Source organism: Bradyrhizobium sp. 26S5 (genome assembly GCF_036923295.1).
Lineage (GTDB): Bacteria > Pseudomonadota > Alphaproteobacteria > Rhizobiales > Xanthobacteraceae > Bradyrhizobium > Bradyrhizobium septentrionale.
The window spans coordinates 2,604,913-2,620,165 of the sequence record NZ_CP145948.1 but is presented as its reverse complement, the minus strand read 5'-3'; the positions used below and the strand labels follow the sequence as shown (position 1 = coordinate 2,620,165).

12 protein-coding genes and 1 pseudogene are annotated in these 15,253 nt (G+C 61.0%); 5 read left to right on the top strand and 8 right to left on the bottom strand.

What is annotated here, in order from left to right; translation table 11 throughout:
• Window position 1 precedes the first annotated feature (1 nt).
• The 3 genes from V5279_RS12295 (at window position 2) to V5279_RS12285 (ending at window position 6,374) form a co-directional block, all read left to right on the top strand.
• Window positions 2-1,780, top strand: a complete 1,779-nt coding sequence (locus V5279_RS12295; RefSeq protein WP_338697612.1) for a GMC family oxidoreductase — start codon at window positions 2-4, stop codon at window positions 1,778-1,780.
• Window positions 1,773-3,017 carry a cytochrome c gene (locus V5279_RS12290; protein ID WP_338697610.1) on the top strand — a complete coding sequence of 415 codons (1,245 nt, stop codon included), beginning with the start codon at window positions 1,773-1,775 and terminating at the stop codon, window positions 3,015-3,017. Before V5279_RS12295 ends, V5279_RS12290 begins: the two co-directional genes overlap by 8 nt.
• A 138-nt stretch (window positions 3,018-3,155) precedes the next feature.
• A complete protein-coding gene (locus V5279_RS12285) occupies window positions 3,156-6,374 on the top strand; it encodes an ATP-binding protein (protein WP_338697608.1) in 3,219 nt (1,072 codons plus the stop codon).
• Here the strand turns inward: V5279_RS12285 and istB are convergent.
• The 8 genes and pseudogenes from istB to V5279_RS12245 all read right to left on the bottom strand — a co-directional run bounded on the left by istB (window position 6,354) and on the right by V5279_RS12245 (window position 14,363).
• Window positions 6,354-7,217 carry an IS21-like element helper ATPase IstB gene (istB, locus tag V5279_RS12280; protein ID WP_338687724.1) on the bottom strand — a complete coding sequence of 288 codons (864 nt, stop codon included), beginning with the start codon at window positions 7,215-7,217 and terminating at the stop codon, window positions 6,354-6,356. The two genes, V5279_RS12285 and istB, sit on opposite strands and share 21 nt — an antisense overlap.
• A gap of 8 nt (window positions 7,218-7,225) precedes the next feature.
• Window positions 7,226-8,715, bottom strand: a pseudogene (gene istA / locus V5279_RS12275) (IS21 family transposase); the annotation flags it as partial.
• A gap of 57 nt (window positions 8,716-8,772) precedes the next feature.
• The gene (locus tag V5279_RS12270) at window positions 8,773-9,822 is read right to left on the bottom strand and encodes a PEP/pyruvate-binding domain-containing protein (protein ID WP_338697606.1); all 1,050 of its coding nucleotides are present in this window, start codon (window positions 9,820-9,822) and stop codon (window positions 8,773-8,775) included.
• Window position 9,823: 1 nt separating this feature from the next.
• Window positions 9,824-10,396, bottom strand: coding sequence for a hypothetical protein (locus V5279_RS12265; RefSeq protein WP_338697604.1), 573 nt, complete (start codon window positions 10,394-10,396; stop codon window positions 9,824-9,826).
• 64 nt (window positions 10,397-10,460) lie between these two features.
• The gene (locus tag V5279_RS12260) at window positions 10,461-11,870 is read right to left on the bottom strand and encodes a hypothetical protein (RefSeq protein ID WP_338697602.1); all 1,410 of its coding nucleotides are present in this window, start codon (window positions 11,868-11,870) and stop codon (window positions 10,461-10,463) included.
• Window positions 11,871-11,905: 35 nt separating this feature from the next.
• The gene (locus V5279_RS12255) at window positions 11,906-12,322 is read right to left on the bottom strand and encodes a PEP-utilizing enzyme (protein ID WP_338697600.1); all 417 of its coding nucleotides are present in this window, start codon (window positions 12,320-12,322) and stop codon (window positions 11,906-11,908) included.
• Between the two features lie 41 nt (window positions 12,323-12,363).
• Window positions 12,364-13,344, bottom strand: a complete 981-nt coding sequence (locus V5279_RS12250; RefSeq protein WP_338697598.1) for an HAD family hydrolase — start codon at window positions 13,342-13,344, stop codon at window positions 12,364-12,366.
• Entirely contained in the window at window positions 13,341-14,363 is a 1,023-nt protein-coding gene (locus V5279_RS12245) for a DUF7064 domain-containing protein (protein ID WP_338697596.1), read from the bottom strand. The genes V5279_RS12250 and V5279_RS12245 overlap by 4 nt, the downstream gene beginning before the upstream one ends.
• Before the next feature lie 208 nt (window positions 14,364-14,571).
• Between V5279_RS12245 and V5279_RS12240 the strand changes: the two genes are divergently transcribed.
• A complete protein-coding gene (locus tag V5279_RS12240) occupies window positions 14,572-14,871 on the top strand; it encodes a EutN/CcmL family microcompartment protein (RefSeq protein WP_338697594.1) in 300 nt (99 codons plus the stop codon).
• Window positions 14,872-14,926: 55 nt separating this feature from the next.
• Window positions 14,927-15,226 carry a BMC domain-containing protein gene (locus V5279_RS12235; RefSeq protein WP_165125437.1) on the top strand — a complete coding sequence of 100 codons (300 nt, stop codon included), beginning with the start codon at window positions 14,927-14,929 and terminating at the stop codon, window positions 15,224-15,226.
• Window positions 15,227-15,253 lie beyond the last annotated feature (27 nt).

Sequence of the window (15,253 nt, the reverse complement as noted above, 5' to 3'; positions counted from 1 at the left end):
CATGGCGGGTAGGCTTCCGAAAAAAGACGTCGTCATCATCGGCCTCGGCTGGACCGGATCGGTGATGGCCAACGAGCTCACCGATGAAGGTCTCGAGGTGATCGCGATCGAGCGCGGCCCCTGGCGCGACGCTCCAACCGATTTCCCGCCGACCTACATGCAGGACGAATTGCGCTATCGCGTCCGGCACGAGTTGTTCCTGCGCCCGGATCAATTGACCTTCACGTTCCGGAACAGGATCGATCAGACCGCGCTTCCGATCCGCAGCTGGGGCGCATTCATGCCGCCCAACGGGGTCGGCGGCGGCGGCGTCCACTGGAACGCCGAGATGTGGCGCTTCCTGCCGTCCGATTTCGTGCTCAAGACGCATCTGACGGAGCGATACGGCGCCGCGTTCCTTCCCGAGGACATGACCATCCAGAACTGGGGCATCACCTACAACGAGCTCGAGCCGTTCTATGACCGGTTCGAATATCTGTGCGGAACGTCAGGCACCGCCGGCAATCTGCGTGGCCAGATCATGGAAGGCGGCAATCCCTTCGAAGGACCGCGGTCCCGCCCCTATCCGACCCCGGCCCAGACGCAGCCGTTCAGCCACACGCTGTTCGGCAAGGCGGCACACGGGCTCGGCTACAAGCCGTTTCCGCAACCTTCCGGCAACCTGTCGCAGGCCTACACCAACCCGCTCGGGCTCAAGATGGGGCCATGCACCTATTGCGGCTTCTGCGAATGGTTCGGCTGCAGCAACTATTCGAAGGCGAGCCCGCAGACCACGATCCTGCCCTACCTCGTGCGCAAGCCCAACTTCAGCGCACGGGACAATTCGGAAGTGATCAGGATCAATGTCGACAAATCGGGCAAGCGGGCAACCGGCGTTACCTTCGTCGATTCGAGCGGCGAGATCTGGGAGCAGCCGGCCGACCTCGTGGTCCTCTCGGCCTTTGCCCTGTTCAATGTTCAGCTTCTGCTGCACTCGCAGATCGGCCGCCCCTACGATCCGGTGGCGGGGACCGGCACCGTGGGGCGCAACTACACGCACCAGACCGTCTCGACCGTGAACGGTTTCTTCGACCCGAAGAAATTCAACTTCAACCCGTTCATCGGGTCCGGCTCGATCGGCATGTGCATCGACGAGTTCAACGGCGACAATTTCGACCACGGACCGCACGGCTTCGTGGGCGGCGGATATATGGGGCAAGTGCAGACCGGCGCACGCCCGATCGAAAGCACCCTCGTCCCGCCCGGAACGCCGAAATGGGGCGCGGCGTGGAAGACGGCCGTGAAGGAGAATTACCTGTCGACGGTCAAGCCGGGCGCGGGCGTGCACGGCAGCTTCTACGCCTATCGGGACGTTTATCTCGACCTCGATCCGACCTACACTGACCGGTTCGGGCGGCCGCTGATGCGCATCACGATGGATCTCAAGGAAAACGAGATCAAGCAGAACAGGTTTCTGACCGACAAGTTCGCCGAGATCGTCAAGGCGATGGGCGCAAGCAAGCTCGACGTGCATTACCGCACGGGCCCATATGACATCACCACCTATCAGACCACCCATCTGAACGGGGGAGCGGTGATGGGCAGCGATCCCGCGACGAGTGTCATCAATCGCTACCTTCAAAGCTGGGACGTTCCCAACCTCTTCGTCCTCGGCGCCAGCGCATTTCCGCAAAACCCCGGGTACAACCCGACACTGACGGTCGGAGCTCTCGCTTTCTGGGCCGCTGCTGCGATCCGCAACAAATATCTGAAGAGCCCGGGGAGGCTGATCGATGCGTAAGCGATCATGCGGACTTCTCGCCGTAGCTGCTTTGCTCCTCGGCACGGCCTCAAGCCTCGCCGGCGACGCCGACCCGCAGGAGTTCACCCAGATCGAGCGCGGCCGATATCTGGCGATCCTGTCCGATTGCGCCAGCTGCCACACGGTGCCCGGCAGCAACCAGCCGTTCGCCGGCGGCCGGCCGATCGAAACTCCGTTCGGCAGCATCGTGGCGCCGAACATCACGCCCGACCTCGAGACCGGCATCGGCGCCTGGAGCGATGAACAGTTCGACGCGGCGATCCGCAAGGGAGTGGGCCGCAATGGCTCACGCCTTTACCCGGCGATGCCCTACAACGCCTACACCAAAATGTCCCGCGACGACGTCGTCGCGATCCGTGCCTATCTGAACACGGTGAAACCGGCCCGCAATGCCGTGGTCGCAAATACCCTCCCCTTCCCGTTCAACATACGTGCAACGATGCGGGTGTGGGACGCGCTTTATTTCACCGAGGGCGATTACCGGCCGGATCCAAAGCGGTCCGCCGAGTGGAATCGCGGCGCCTACCTGGTCGATGGCCCCGGTCATTGCGGAGCCTGCCATACGCCGAAGACGTTCCTCGGTGGCGACAAGACCGACCAATATCTCAGGGGCAGCTACCTTCAGGGCTGGTCGGCCCCCGACATCACCAACGATGCACGCCTTGGCCTCGGGCATTGGTCGGAAGCGGACCTCGTCTCTTACTTGAAGTCCGGCCACAATCGTGTCACAGCGGCGACTGGACCGATGGGCGAAGTCGTGACCTTGTCGACCGCGTATATGACCGATCCCGATCTCAGCGCCATCGCAACCTATCTGAAATCGCTGCCCGGCAAGACCGAAAGCGCATCCCCGCTTCCCGGCAACGATCCAGCGATGATCGCAGGCGCGGCGATCTACCGCGATCAATGCTCGGCCTGCCATGGACTGGACGGCAAGGGTGTCGCCGAACTCTTTCCCTCGGTCGCGGACTCCTCGATGCTCCGGTCGACCGATCCGACGACGTCGATCCGGATCATACTGAGGGGCGCCCGAAGTGTCGGCACCAAAGCGCAGCCCACCGCATCCGGCATGCCTTCCTATGGCCGGCAGCTTGACGACGGCGAAGTCGCGGCAGTGCTCACCTATATGAGGAACAGCTGGGGCGCGGCAGCGGGTCCCGTGGCGCCGGAACAGGTCTCGAAAGTACGGGCTGACACCGCGCTTCGGCAGGACTAGCGAACGGCGGAGCGCGCACGCAAGCGTGTCACGACAGTGATTGTAAGGTCTCCCTCAAGGGGGTAGCGTCGGGACCGCAAGATAGGCACTGAGCGCCGCCCCTTGGGCAGGTGGCCGGCAGGTTCCGGAGTCCGGCAGATGATCTTGGCCTCGGGAATCCTCACCAGGACAGACGACGGTCCCGAGCTCTGGTGGGAGGACGCCGAACGCATCTTCCGCCGTGAGCGGCGATTCACCTCCGACGGCAAGTTCGACAATGTCTTGATGGTGCGGCTCGCCGCCGAGCGTCCGACATCCGCGAGCCTCGCTCAGCTCGCTCACGAATATGCGCTGAGGGACGAGCTGGACGGGGCCTGGGCCGTGCGGCCGCTGGCGCTGATCCGCGAGCATGGCCGAACGATGCTGATGCTCGAAGATACCGGGAGCGAGCCACTCGAACGGCTGATTGGCGGTGCAATGGAGCTGGAGCGCTTTTTGCGCCTCGCCATTGCGATCGCTACCGCGCTCACGCAACTTCACCGGCGCGGCCTCATCCACAAGAACGTGAAGCCGGCAAATATCCTGGTGAACGCCGCCGGTGAGGTCAGACTGACCGGCTTCGGTATCGCCTCGCACCTTTCATGCGAGCGGCAGCAGCTCGAACCCGTCGAGACCATCGCCGGCACGCTGGCCTATATGGCGCCCGAACAAACCGGACGCATCAATCGTTCGATCGATCCCCGCAGCGACCTGTACGCACTGGGCGTCACATTTTATCAGATGCTCTCGGGGAGCCTCCCCTTCGCCGCGGCCGCCCCCATGGAATGGGTGCACTGCCACGTCGCAAGGCAAGCGGTACCACTCAGCGAACGGGTCAGCGAGGTGCCCGGCGCCGTCTCGGCGATCATCATGAAGCTCCTCGCCAAGACCGCCGAGGACCGCTATCAGACCGCAGCCGGCCTCAAGAGCGACCTCCAGCATTGCCTCAGTGCTTGGGAGGCACAAGGCCGGATCGGAGACTTCACCATCGGCGAAGCCGACACTCCGGACCGATTGCTGATTCCCGAGAAGCTGTACGGACGAGAACGCGAGATCGAAAGCCTGCTCGCCTCGTTCGATCGCATCGGCAAGAGCGGCGCGCCGGAAATGCTCTTGATCTCCGGATATTCCGGCGTCGGCAAATCCGCCCTGGTGCACGAGCTCCACAAGACGCTGGTCCCGATCGGTGGGCTGTTCGCCTCCGGCAAATTCGACCAGCACAATCGCGACATCCCCTATGCGACGCTCGCCCAGGCATTTCAGAGCCTGATCCGAAACCTTCTCGCGAAAAGCGAAGCCGACCTGGCGCCCTGGCGCGACGCCCTGCGCCGGGCGCTGTATCCGCTCGGGCAACTCATGGTCGACCTCGTTCCCGAACTGCGGCTGGTCATCGGCGACCAGCCGCAGGTCCCGACAGCCTCGCCTCAAGACGCGCAGCGGCGTTTTCAACTGGTCGTTCGACGCTTCATCGAGGTTTTCGCCCAGCCAGGCTGTCCTCTCGCACTCTTCCTTGACGACTTGCAGTGGCTGGATGTGGCCACGCTGGATCTGCTCGAGGACCTGTTGACCCGGTCCAATCTGCGGCATCTGCTGTTGATCGGCGCCTATCGTCACAATGAGGTCGAAGCCGGGCATCTCCTGACGCGAAAACTCGACGCAATTCGCAATGGCGGGGCGCAAGTGCGGGAGATCAGCCTGCCTCCCCTCACCCGCGACGCCGTGGAGCAATTCACCGCGGAGGCGCTTCGATGCGAACGGGTGCGCGCGGCGCCTTTTGCGCAGCTCATCCACGAGAAGACGGGCGGCAATCCGTTTTTCGTGATCCAGTTCCTGCACACGCTCGTCGAGGAGGAGCTGGTCGCATTCGATCATGACAAAGCCGAGTGGCGCTGGGATCTCGAGCGTATCCACGCCAAGAGTTACACCGAGAACGTCGCGGATCTCATGGTCGGCAAGCTGAGCGGCCTGCCAGACGAGACGCAGAGAGTCTTGCTGGAACTTGCCTGCTTCGGCGCCAGCGCCGAGGTGACGATGCTCTCCCTCGTGAATGGAGCAACAGAGCAGGAGGTTCATGCGAATTTGCGACGAGCGGCTCGTCTTGAACTGGTCCGGCGTCTCGACGGCTCCTACGCCTTCGTGCACGACCGGGTCCAGGAGGCCGCCTATGCGCTGCAGCCGGACCAGGCCGAGCGGGCCACTCTGCATCTTCGCATCGGCATGGCGCTGGCAACACGCCTGACGCCGGACAAGACCAGCGATAAGCTCTACGTCATCGCCAACCAACTCAACCGCGGCATCGCCGCCGCGACGACCGAGGAAGAGCGGAAACGGATCATTGCCGTCAATGTCGCAGCGGGCCGGCGCGCGCGCAGTGCGGCGGCCTACCACGCGGCCATCGTTTACCTCGATATCGCGCGCGAGCTGCTTGGAGCGAACGCAGAACCGCGCTCCAGCCGAACCGCCTTTGCCGTCGCCTTGCTGCATGCCGAGTGCGAATTCCTGGTCGGTCATCTGGACGTCGCGAAAACGGAATTGCTGGTCCTGTCGCAGAGCTGCCCGGACGTTCCATCAGCTGCAGAAGTCACCAGGCTCCGCGCGCAGCTCTACACGGCGACCGAGCAGCTCGAGCGCGCTGTCGACGTCTGTCTCGCGTTCTTGCGCGGGGTCGGGATCGACTGGTCGCCTCACCCCAGCCGCAGCCAGGTCGACGACGACCGCCAACGCCTGCGAAGTCTGGCGAGGAAATTGTCCGACGAACAGCTTCATGCATTACCTTCAATGACCGATCCCTGTCACCGTGCGACCATGGCGGTGCTGGCTGACCTGGTCACACCTGCCTTTCTTACTGATCGCAACCTGTCCGACATCATGCTCCTGGCGGCCACCCGGCTCACAATCGAGCACGGGATCTGTCCTGAATCCTGCTATCCATTGACCACCATATTCGGCGTTCTCGCGAGCAATCCGACTGATGCGGAACTTGGGTTCCGACTATCGCAGTTTGGGGCCGCACTCGCCGGCAAGCAGCCGCAAGTGGGGCTGAGCGGACGGGCGCTCCTGGTCTTTGGGCTCCACGTCACCCCATGGGTTTGTCCGATCCGGTCCGGACAACCATTCATGCAGCGCAGCCTCTCGATTTGCCTCGCAGCTGGAGACCTGGCTTTCGCCGGCTACGCGCATCGCGGACTGTTGTCCGTCGCTCTCTTCTGTGGGGATCCGCTCTCGGAGGTTTGCTCGCACGCCGAGCAAGCGCTCGCGTTTGCGGAAACGTCCGGCATCAGGCTAACCGTCAAATTTCTCGCGTTGCAGAGAAATCTGTCAATCGGCCTGCAAATTTGACCCCTCATCGGCGTCCAATTTTGACCCCTTCGTGCGGCGGGGTTTGCTGGTAGCGCTCGTCTCGTCGGAGCTGGCCGGGATAGCGGAGGCGAGACGAGCGCGGGTGGCGTGATCGTCGTCTCGGCTCTTGAATCGCCAGCTGTCGTTGCCGGTCTCGACGATGTCGCAGTGATGGGTCAATCGGTCGAGCAGCGCGGTGGTCATTTTGGCGTCGCCGAACACGCTCGGCCATTCGCCGAAGGCGAGATTGGTGGTCACGATGATGGAGGCCCGCTCATAGAGCCGGCTGACGAGGTGGAAGAGAAGCTGTCCACCGGACTGGGCGAAGGGCAAATAGCCGAGTTCATCCAGCACGATGAAGTCCATCCGGGTCAGATGCTCGGCGAGCCGTCCTTGCCGTCCGTTGCGGGTCTCGGTCTCGAGGCGATTGACGAGGTCGACTACGTTGAAGAAGCGGCCGCGGGCACCGGATCGGATGCAGCTTCTGGCGATGGCAATGGCCAGGTGGGTCTTGCCTGTGCCGGTTCCGCCAACCAGCACGACGTTGCGTTGTTGGGCGATGAAGCCGCCGCCAGCGAGATCATTGACGAGCGTCTGATTGATCGGCGTGCCGTCGAACTGGAAGTCGGCGATGTCCTTGGCAAGCGGCAGCTTGGCAATGGTGAGCTGGTATTTGATCGACCTTGCTTGCTTCTCGTTGATCTCGGCGTTGAGCAGGTCGCCGACAATGCGCTGAGGTTCGTGCTGGCGCTTGACGGCGGTTGCCATGATCTCGTCGAAGGCGGCCTTCATGCCGTAGAGCTTCAGTTCGCCCATGAGGTCGAAGATTTGGGTTCGTTCCATCAGATGGTCCTCCGGAGGTTGTCGTAGCGGGCACAATCGGCGATCGGTGCATGACGGAGCGTCAGTGCGGCCGGCGTCATGATGTTGGCCGGTGGGGCGGGTTCACGTTGACGGGCCAGGATATTGAGCACGACATCGGCGGAATGGACGCCATGACCGAGCGCTTCGGCACAGGCCGCTTCCACCGCGGGCAGACCGTCAGTCAGCACCGCGTTGAGGATGTCGACCATCTGCCGATTGCCATCGTCGGTGCTGGCAAGCTTGCGCCGGATCCGCTCGATCGCGGCCGGCAGCACCCAGTCTTTGAAGGGAGCACCGTTGCGCAAGGCGCCGGGTTTGCGGGCGAGCACCGGCACATAATGCCAGGGGTCGTAGACGGTATCGCCGCGGCCAAAGGATCGCGGGTGCTCGGCAACGATGCATCCATCCTGACGGATCACGATGCGATCGGCATAGGCTTGAACCTCGACCGGTCGTCCGACTGCGCTGGCTGCGACCGAGTACTTGTTGTTGTCGAAGCGCACCAGGCAGGTCTTCGAGACCGATGCCGTCACCGCATGGAAGCCGTCGAAGCGGCCGGCATAGGGAACGAGTTTGGGGCGTTCGGCTTCGAACACTTCCAGATCGTCTGATCGACCAGCTCCGGATGGCGATGAGCCTTGGCGTAGGCGATGCATTTGTCGAGCAGCCAGGCGTTTAACTCGTCGAGGTTTTTGAACCGCAGCCGCGGCGTGAAGAAGCGTTCCCTGACCAGCCCGACCTGGTTCTCGACCTGCCCCTTCTCCCAGCCCGACGCTGGCGTGCAGGCGACCGGATCGACCAGATAGTGGCTGCACATCTGCAGGAAGCGGCGATTGTAGAGACGCCCTTTACCGACGAAGATCGTCTCTACGGCAGTCTTCATGTTGTCGTAGATGCCGCGGGTGCAGGTACCTTTGAACAGGGCGAACGCCCGGTCGTGGGCGTCGAACACCATCTCCTGCGTCTCCCGCGGATAGGCCCGCACGAACAGCATGCGGCTGTGGCAGAGCCGGACATGGGCGGCCTTCACCATTACCGTGGTGCCGCTCAGCAAGACCACCTCGTGGCTCCAGTCGAACTGATAGGCTTCGCCTGGGGCAAAGCTCAGCGGGACATAAGCGGCCGCGGTCGATTGCCCGCGTTCTTTGCTCCACCGCCTGGCGTAACGCCGCACCGCATCGTAACCGCCGTCATAGCCGCGGCCGCGCAGCTCTTCGAAGATCCGGATCAACGTCAGCTGTTCACGAGCCGATTTGGCCGCGTTCGCCGCCAGCAATCCGTCAAGCTCTACTGCCCATCGTCCCAGCTTTGGCCGCGGCTGCACCTGCCGCTCGTACTCGAAGGAGGTCTCTCCCGACCTCAGCACCTTCCGGACCGTGTTCCGCGACACCTTCAGGTCACGGGCGATCTCCTTGATTGTCTTGCCCTTGATGAAGTGCTCGCGCCGGATCCGGGCAATCGTCTCCACGATCAGCATCCCCCACCACCTGCTTCGTTCCAAAGCAGGCAGCGCAACAGACCAATCTGTAGGGGGTCAATTTTGGACGCCGATCCCCCGGCTTAGGGGGTCAATATTGCAGGCCGAATGACACTCAACGGTAAACTCGATATCCACTGCATCCGCGTAGAGCTCTTCCAAGGTCTGGCTGTGCGTTTCGAACGCCTGGCGCAATTGCGGGTCAAGCGCATCAGGTTGGGACAAGTCGATCGGCGTGTGCGTACCGGAGACAAGGTCCTCCCCCTGCCGGCCGATCAAATACTCGCCGTATAGCGCCTTGCTGCCGTCGTTCGGATTGCGAGTGAACGCTACGCCTGAACCTGACCGGTCGTCCGCATTGCCGAAGACCATCGCTTGAATGGTGACCGCGGTCCCCAGCTCGTCTGAGATTCCATGATGCTTCCGGTACGCTTTCGCGCGTGCGCTGTCCCAGGATCGGAACACCGCTTCAGCCGCCTTCTCGAGCTGCCAAAACGGGTCGGCGCTCGCCGCCTCTCCGGCGGCCTCGATGTGATTGAGAATCGCGCGCTCAAGATTCTGGAAGGCCGACGCGGTGAGCTCCTTTCGCGCGATCGACTCCGCCTCCTTCACAGATTCCACCAGCTCGGGAGGATCGATCCCTAATACGATATCGGAAAACATGCGCCAAAAGCGCATCCACGTGTCGAGAGCAAAGTCGCTTCCGCCTGACCCTTGCGCGAGCGAAAGCGCGGAGGCTGACGTTAGCCCCAGATTGAGGATCGTATCCATCATGCCGGGCATGCTAACGGGAGCGCCGGAGCGCACCGAAACGAGAAGCGGACGATCTTTGTCTGCAAACGATCGCCCGGACTGATTTTCGAGATTGCGGATAGCGCCGTGGATCTGCGCGAGAAGGCCCTCGCCAAGCCCCGCGCGGCTGGCTCGAAATTGACGGAAGCCCTCGACGCCGATCACGAATGCCGGCGGAATAGGTATTCCGGCCCGCGCCATTTTGGCGAGGCCGCTCGCCTTACCGCCAAAGCGCAGCGCGTCCTCAACGTCGCGGTCAGTCACTTCACGAACGAAAATGGTATCCATCGCATCAGCCATCACACGCTTGTGCATTTCACGTATCCCTCGGACGCCCAATGACTGAGAGAATGTCCTCGTGAAATTCGAACCAGATATTGTGAACCGAATCGATCGTCGGCTTGCACACGAAATCCTTGTCGCCTTGGTCGATTCGCGCCACGCTTGCGTTGAAGCGATCTGTGTACGTCTCATACCTAGAAATCAGCGGAGTAAGCTCTTGCAGGTTCTTGGTCAGGCGTTCGACCGTCTTAATGAGGCGGGACTGAACCCGCACGTCGCCATCTGCCGACTGCCACTCGCTGACCTGCTTGATGAACTGCTCGTTGACGATCTCGAAACGATCGTACCATCCCAGCACCAGGTCATTTGAACGCAATGCTTCGTAGGCGCTCCGATAGTATTCTTGGACCGCGTTCGTCCCCTCAGACAGGAGGAGATGCCTGCCTTCGGCAGCCATCACGAGGCCGCTCGCGACCGCCTCACTGAGCGCCACCTCGACCTGCTCTACATCAAGGCCGATGGCGCTCGCCAATTCCTTCGCTGTCGCCATCTTCTTCAGATGGGCGCCATTGAGCACGAGAAACTCTTGTTCGCTCAACACTGTCATCGTCCGTCCAATCGATGCCCGAACCGAGCGCGACGTAGAGCCGCGCTCGGCGCTCTCATGTGCGCTATTTCCAGTAGTACTTCGACCTGGTGAGGCTCACGTCGTCCGGGAAAGGAAGGTACCCCTCGCCCGAGAAGATCTTCTGGGGCACCGTCGCCTGCGCAAAACCCCGCTTGACGATGTCGTAGTAGTAGTTCGATACGCGCTGGTCGATCTCCCAGAACTCATAGTCCTTGCATGCCTTCTCGTACGTTCCCGCCAGCCGCAGATGCGGCAGGATCATGTCGATATAGTACACGTACATACCGTTCGTGATAAGCGTGCGGCGCGACATGCGAGAGAACTTCGTATAGAGCTTGAAGGTCGCCTGCTGGATTCCTTCGAGCCGCTTGTCGAGCTCCGAGATCTTGATGGGGTAGACCTCGCCCATCGGCGTGTTCCACTTCTCCCGCACGAAGACCGCCCCGCCGACGATATGTTCGATATAATTCTTCGGACGCGTAAAGGTCGTTGAAATATCGTTCACGCGGATCTCATCGAGAGCCATCTTGTCGGGGTCGATGACGAGACAGAGCGTGTAGCAATGCGGAACCTTCTCATGATCGCAGACATCGCTCCAGTCGTAGGCCTCCTCGTTGGTGAAAAGGTCGCGGATGATCATGATCTTGCCGTCCGGCAGTTCGTACGGACCCGTATCACCCAACCCCAAGCGGCAGTCGTAGTGGTCTAGAAACGAAAGCAGTTCGGCGGCGGCATTGAAGCGCACAAAGCTGTCGTGCTTCTCACTGCCCGGCTCGAAGTATTCGATTTGACCGGCAAGATTTTGGATGACATCCTTTTCATGAATCCTGCAGCGGTAGCGATCTTGTGAATTGAGTATGTAGCCGTCCTGCCGTTTACCCCAGAGGATTCGCTGCATGAACTTCAAGATGGTATTGCTTTCGCGGACGTAATCCTGCGGCTGTATGGCCTCCAGCGCGAGCAGGCCGCAGCGTCCCATCCCGAAGCCGACGGCGCCGATACACCAGTCATGAACGCAATTAATTTTGGTGCCGATTTCGCGGCGCGCCGTCGCACCAATATCAATCACACCCTGGGCGCCGACCTCATTGGTCGTCATCTCCAAAATCTCGGGCCAGCGAAGGAACTCCTGCATGAAGGCAAGGATTTCGTATTCCTGCCGCGGGATCATACCTGAAACACCTTCGGTCGCGCGCATGACAAGCACGTCCCAAATATTCCAGGCGAGATAGTTGTTCAGATCGTTCAGTTCGTTAACCGTGAACTGGTCGCGAAGTACGTCTTCCTTGGTGACCTTCTCCAAAACCTTGCTTTTGGCACGCTGTCGCAAGACCTTGTCGCCCAGAATGCCATCTGGCACGGGATCCATGCCCTTGAAATTCCCCTGATACACGAGGTCCTGAAAGCGCAAGCCGTTATCGGCGTCCTTGTAGCGATCCTTATAGGTAGACATCTGTTTCCTCCTCGATTCAGATTTGTTTGGATAGATCAGCTCAGGAGAGCGACTCGGCCTGTCTCCCTGTCCTCGCAGTGCAACTGCACGTTCTTCCCATCGAGGGCCTTGATCATCGCCGCGAAGTGGGCTTCGTTGTTTCCGCCCGTGACGTACCGGGAATCGCTCTCGGTGAGGTACGCAGTCATGACGCAAGGCATTTGGAATTCGCGGGAGAGAATGCCGAGGTGGGACTCCGGCGCGCCGGACATCGTAATCACGCCGATGGCACCCATGCTCAACGCCGGCGCAAGGAAAGTTGTCGTGCCGCCCTGCACAAGGAGAATGTGCTCCTTCAGCTTCCCGCTCTGGATCAGAGCGATGACGGACTTCGGATCTGGAAGATACTTGACGATTCCCGATGGGGCCTTCTTGGTCTCGAAGCTATTGTATCCTTCTGCGACATAACTCATCTAGACTCCTCCCTGTGTGTTTGCGGTGGTTGGTAAATCGGTCAGCGTAACGATGGCGGATCGCTACTCTTCAAACGAAGAAGGCTCGCTAAAAGCACCTTGTCGACGCTACCGGCGCCTCCGGCAGGACCGTCCGCACCCGTGCCGGGCCAGTCGAGTCCGCGGGTTGCTCTCTGTTCGAGTGACGCGTTGGCAGCCATTCTCCGACGCCGGCGAACGCTTGCTGCGTCGGCTAGATCGCCATCCTGACAGCCACACGCACAGCCCGCGACACAACCGGCGGACATCGGCTCCTCGATTGCGCAGGAGCTGATCGAGCAACTCGAGGCGTACCCGTTGGGAAGCAGGCGCGCCACGAGCTCCTGCGGCCAAACGGCTACGAATTCCGCGCCGGCTGAAAGCAATTGCCGCTCAGTATGCATTCCCCAAGAAACGCCGATGGCTCGGACGCCGCATTCGACCGCGTGTTTGACGTCTCCTACCGTGTCAGTAATCAGCGCGATCTGGTCGGCGCGCGGAGCGTCCGGCTCGTGACCTTCGTGATAGGCCGGCGAGCAGTTTCTGCTGACGAGATATGATCGGTCCGCGAGAAAGCGTCGCACGCACGCGCGCTTGTCCTGCTCGACGTCACCGCCAAAGACATGAGAGAAGCAATGGGTAAGGCCTTCGCGCTCGAGTATGCGCCTGATGGTCGCGACCGAATTCGACGAGATGACCGCCAGTGAGCAGCTTCCCGCGAACGCCCGTACCACGTCGGCCATACCCGGGACGAAGTCCGGATTGTATTCGTTCTGCAATAGGTTGAGAAAGTGCTTGGCAGCTTCGTCGGCTTTGCGGGCGTCGCCGCAATGCTTCGACAGGCCGTGGAACATGTTGTCTTCGAGCAGGCGAAAGAACTCCGCCTGGCTGTTGATGCCAAGCCCCAGGGCCGCGTTGGTCTTCGCAAAGATGCGCCATGATGCTTCCCGTGTTTGTACCAGGGTTCCATCAAGATCAAAGAGGATGGCGCGCACGGGCTTCATCGCGACCCTACCGTTCCGGCAAGAACGCGCGTTTCCGGGCTCGCGTTCAAAGCCGTGAGCTGCGGCATCTCAAAGAAGTCCTGGATCTCTCCATAGCCCGTGAGGTTCTGGCAGGTCCAACGTGCCAGCGCATTGAACGACACCATGTTCGGCCAGCACTGCCAGGGAAAGCTTGTTAGTCCCTGGCCGCGAAGCTTCCACTCTCGATCGCTGCTGTCGGTGAGGACGAGATCGACCTCGTCGGCATATCGATCGCGCGACCGCTTCGTTGTGCCGTGGGCCGCCTTCAATCCGAAAATCTTGCCCTTCTCAACGACGTAACCATGGGCCAGCGACAACTCGCGACCGTTGGTCTTGGGGTCGAAGCTAAAGATGACGTGAAAGGCCAGGTCCTTGGAAAAGTGCGCGTGCAACCAGCTCATGTTGGGTGCGCCGCGTTCAGGACGCGGGCCCCAACTGTGATCCATCGTCGAGATGCAATCGATCGGGAACGCTTTGCCGCGAACTGCGACCTTTCCCTTGAAATGACCAGTTTGGTCGAAGTGGCCATTGTAGGCCGTACCCCAGGCAAACTTGCCGCCCTGCTCCGCTTCCTTGAGGGCTTTCGCCTTCATCGGATCCATAGAAGGGTCATGGATGTCGAACGGCAGCATGATCGAGCGGTACTCGACGTCGATCACGGTCCCCTCACCGTCGTCGTAACCGATGTGCCAATCCATGTTCGGGCGGAGGCACTTGATGCTCAGCGAGTTCTCGAGCGTGAATGCACTCAAGTCGCGCGGCTCGGGGATCGGCATCGAGGCTCGCAGATCGCAGAAGTCCGCCTCCCAAGGAGTGTTGGCGAACCCGGAATTCATGCAGATCGTGGAACTGACGATGCCCAGATTTGGCCGAAACAGGGCATAGACGCCGACATTCAACTTTGCGTCGGCATTGAAAAATCCGAAAAAGTTCGTCTCCGCCCAGTTCCGGACGGCCGCGTCCGCCTTATGAAAATGGACGTCCTCATCTTGGATCATTCTGTTTCTCTCCCCTAGCTGACGCTCTTGCGGCGCCCTCTTCGAGCACCGCCATCATCCGCATTTAGGATCGCCTCACTATGGCCGCGCAAGATAAATCGCCTGGCTTCTTTTTATCCCCGCGAGAGAATGACCACCCGCACCATGCCCCCCTAGAGTTCGGAAAACGGCGGTAATCGAACGCCGAAGATTGTGTAGGGAGTACGCTATGGAGATCGGGCGTGTGGTCGGGACCGTCGTTTCGACGGTCAAGTCGTCCGGCCTGAACTCTTTCAAATTGCTGGTCGTAACCCCCCTTGCAGTCGGTGAGGAGCTGACTGCCGTCGACCCCAAGAACACCTATGTCGCAATCGATCTCATCGGCGCCGGCGATGGCGACGTCGTTCTCGTGACCAAGGGAAGCGCGGCACGGCTCTCCGACGCGACAAATGTCCCGACCGATGCGGCCATCATCGCCGTGGTCGATACCGTTCAGCTCGGCAGTCAAAATGCCTACTCGAAAACCTGACCGGCAACGACGCCTGTCGAAACGTCAACTTCAACCCAAGCAAGGAGAAATACACATGAACAACACGCCAACCCCGGGTCAGCCGAGAGGTGCTCTTGGTCTGATCGAGACAAAAGGTCTCGTGGGCGCCATCGAGGCAGCCGATGCCATGGTGAAGGCCGCGAATGTGAGGCTGATCGGACGCGAACAGATTGGCGGCGGGCTCGTGACCGTGATGGTCCGGGGCGACGTCGGTGCGGTAAAGGCCGCAACAGATGCTGGCGCTGCGGCGGCCGGAAAGGTCGGCGAGGTCGTATCGGTGCACGTCATTCCGCGTCCGCATGAGGACGTCGAGGGAATTCTGGGCAAGGGTTAATCACAATCCTCTCAGTTAATTCTTGCA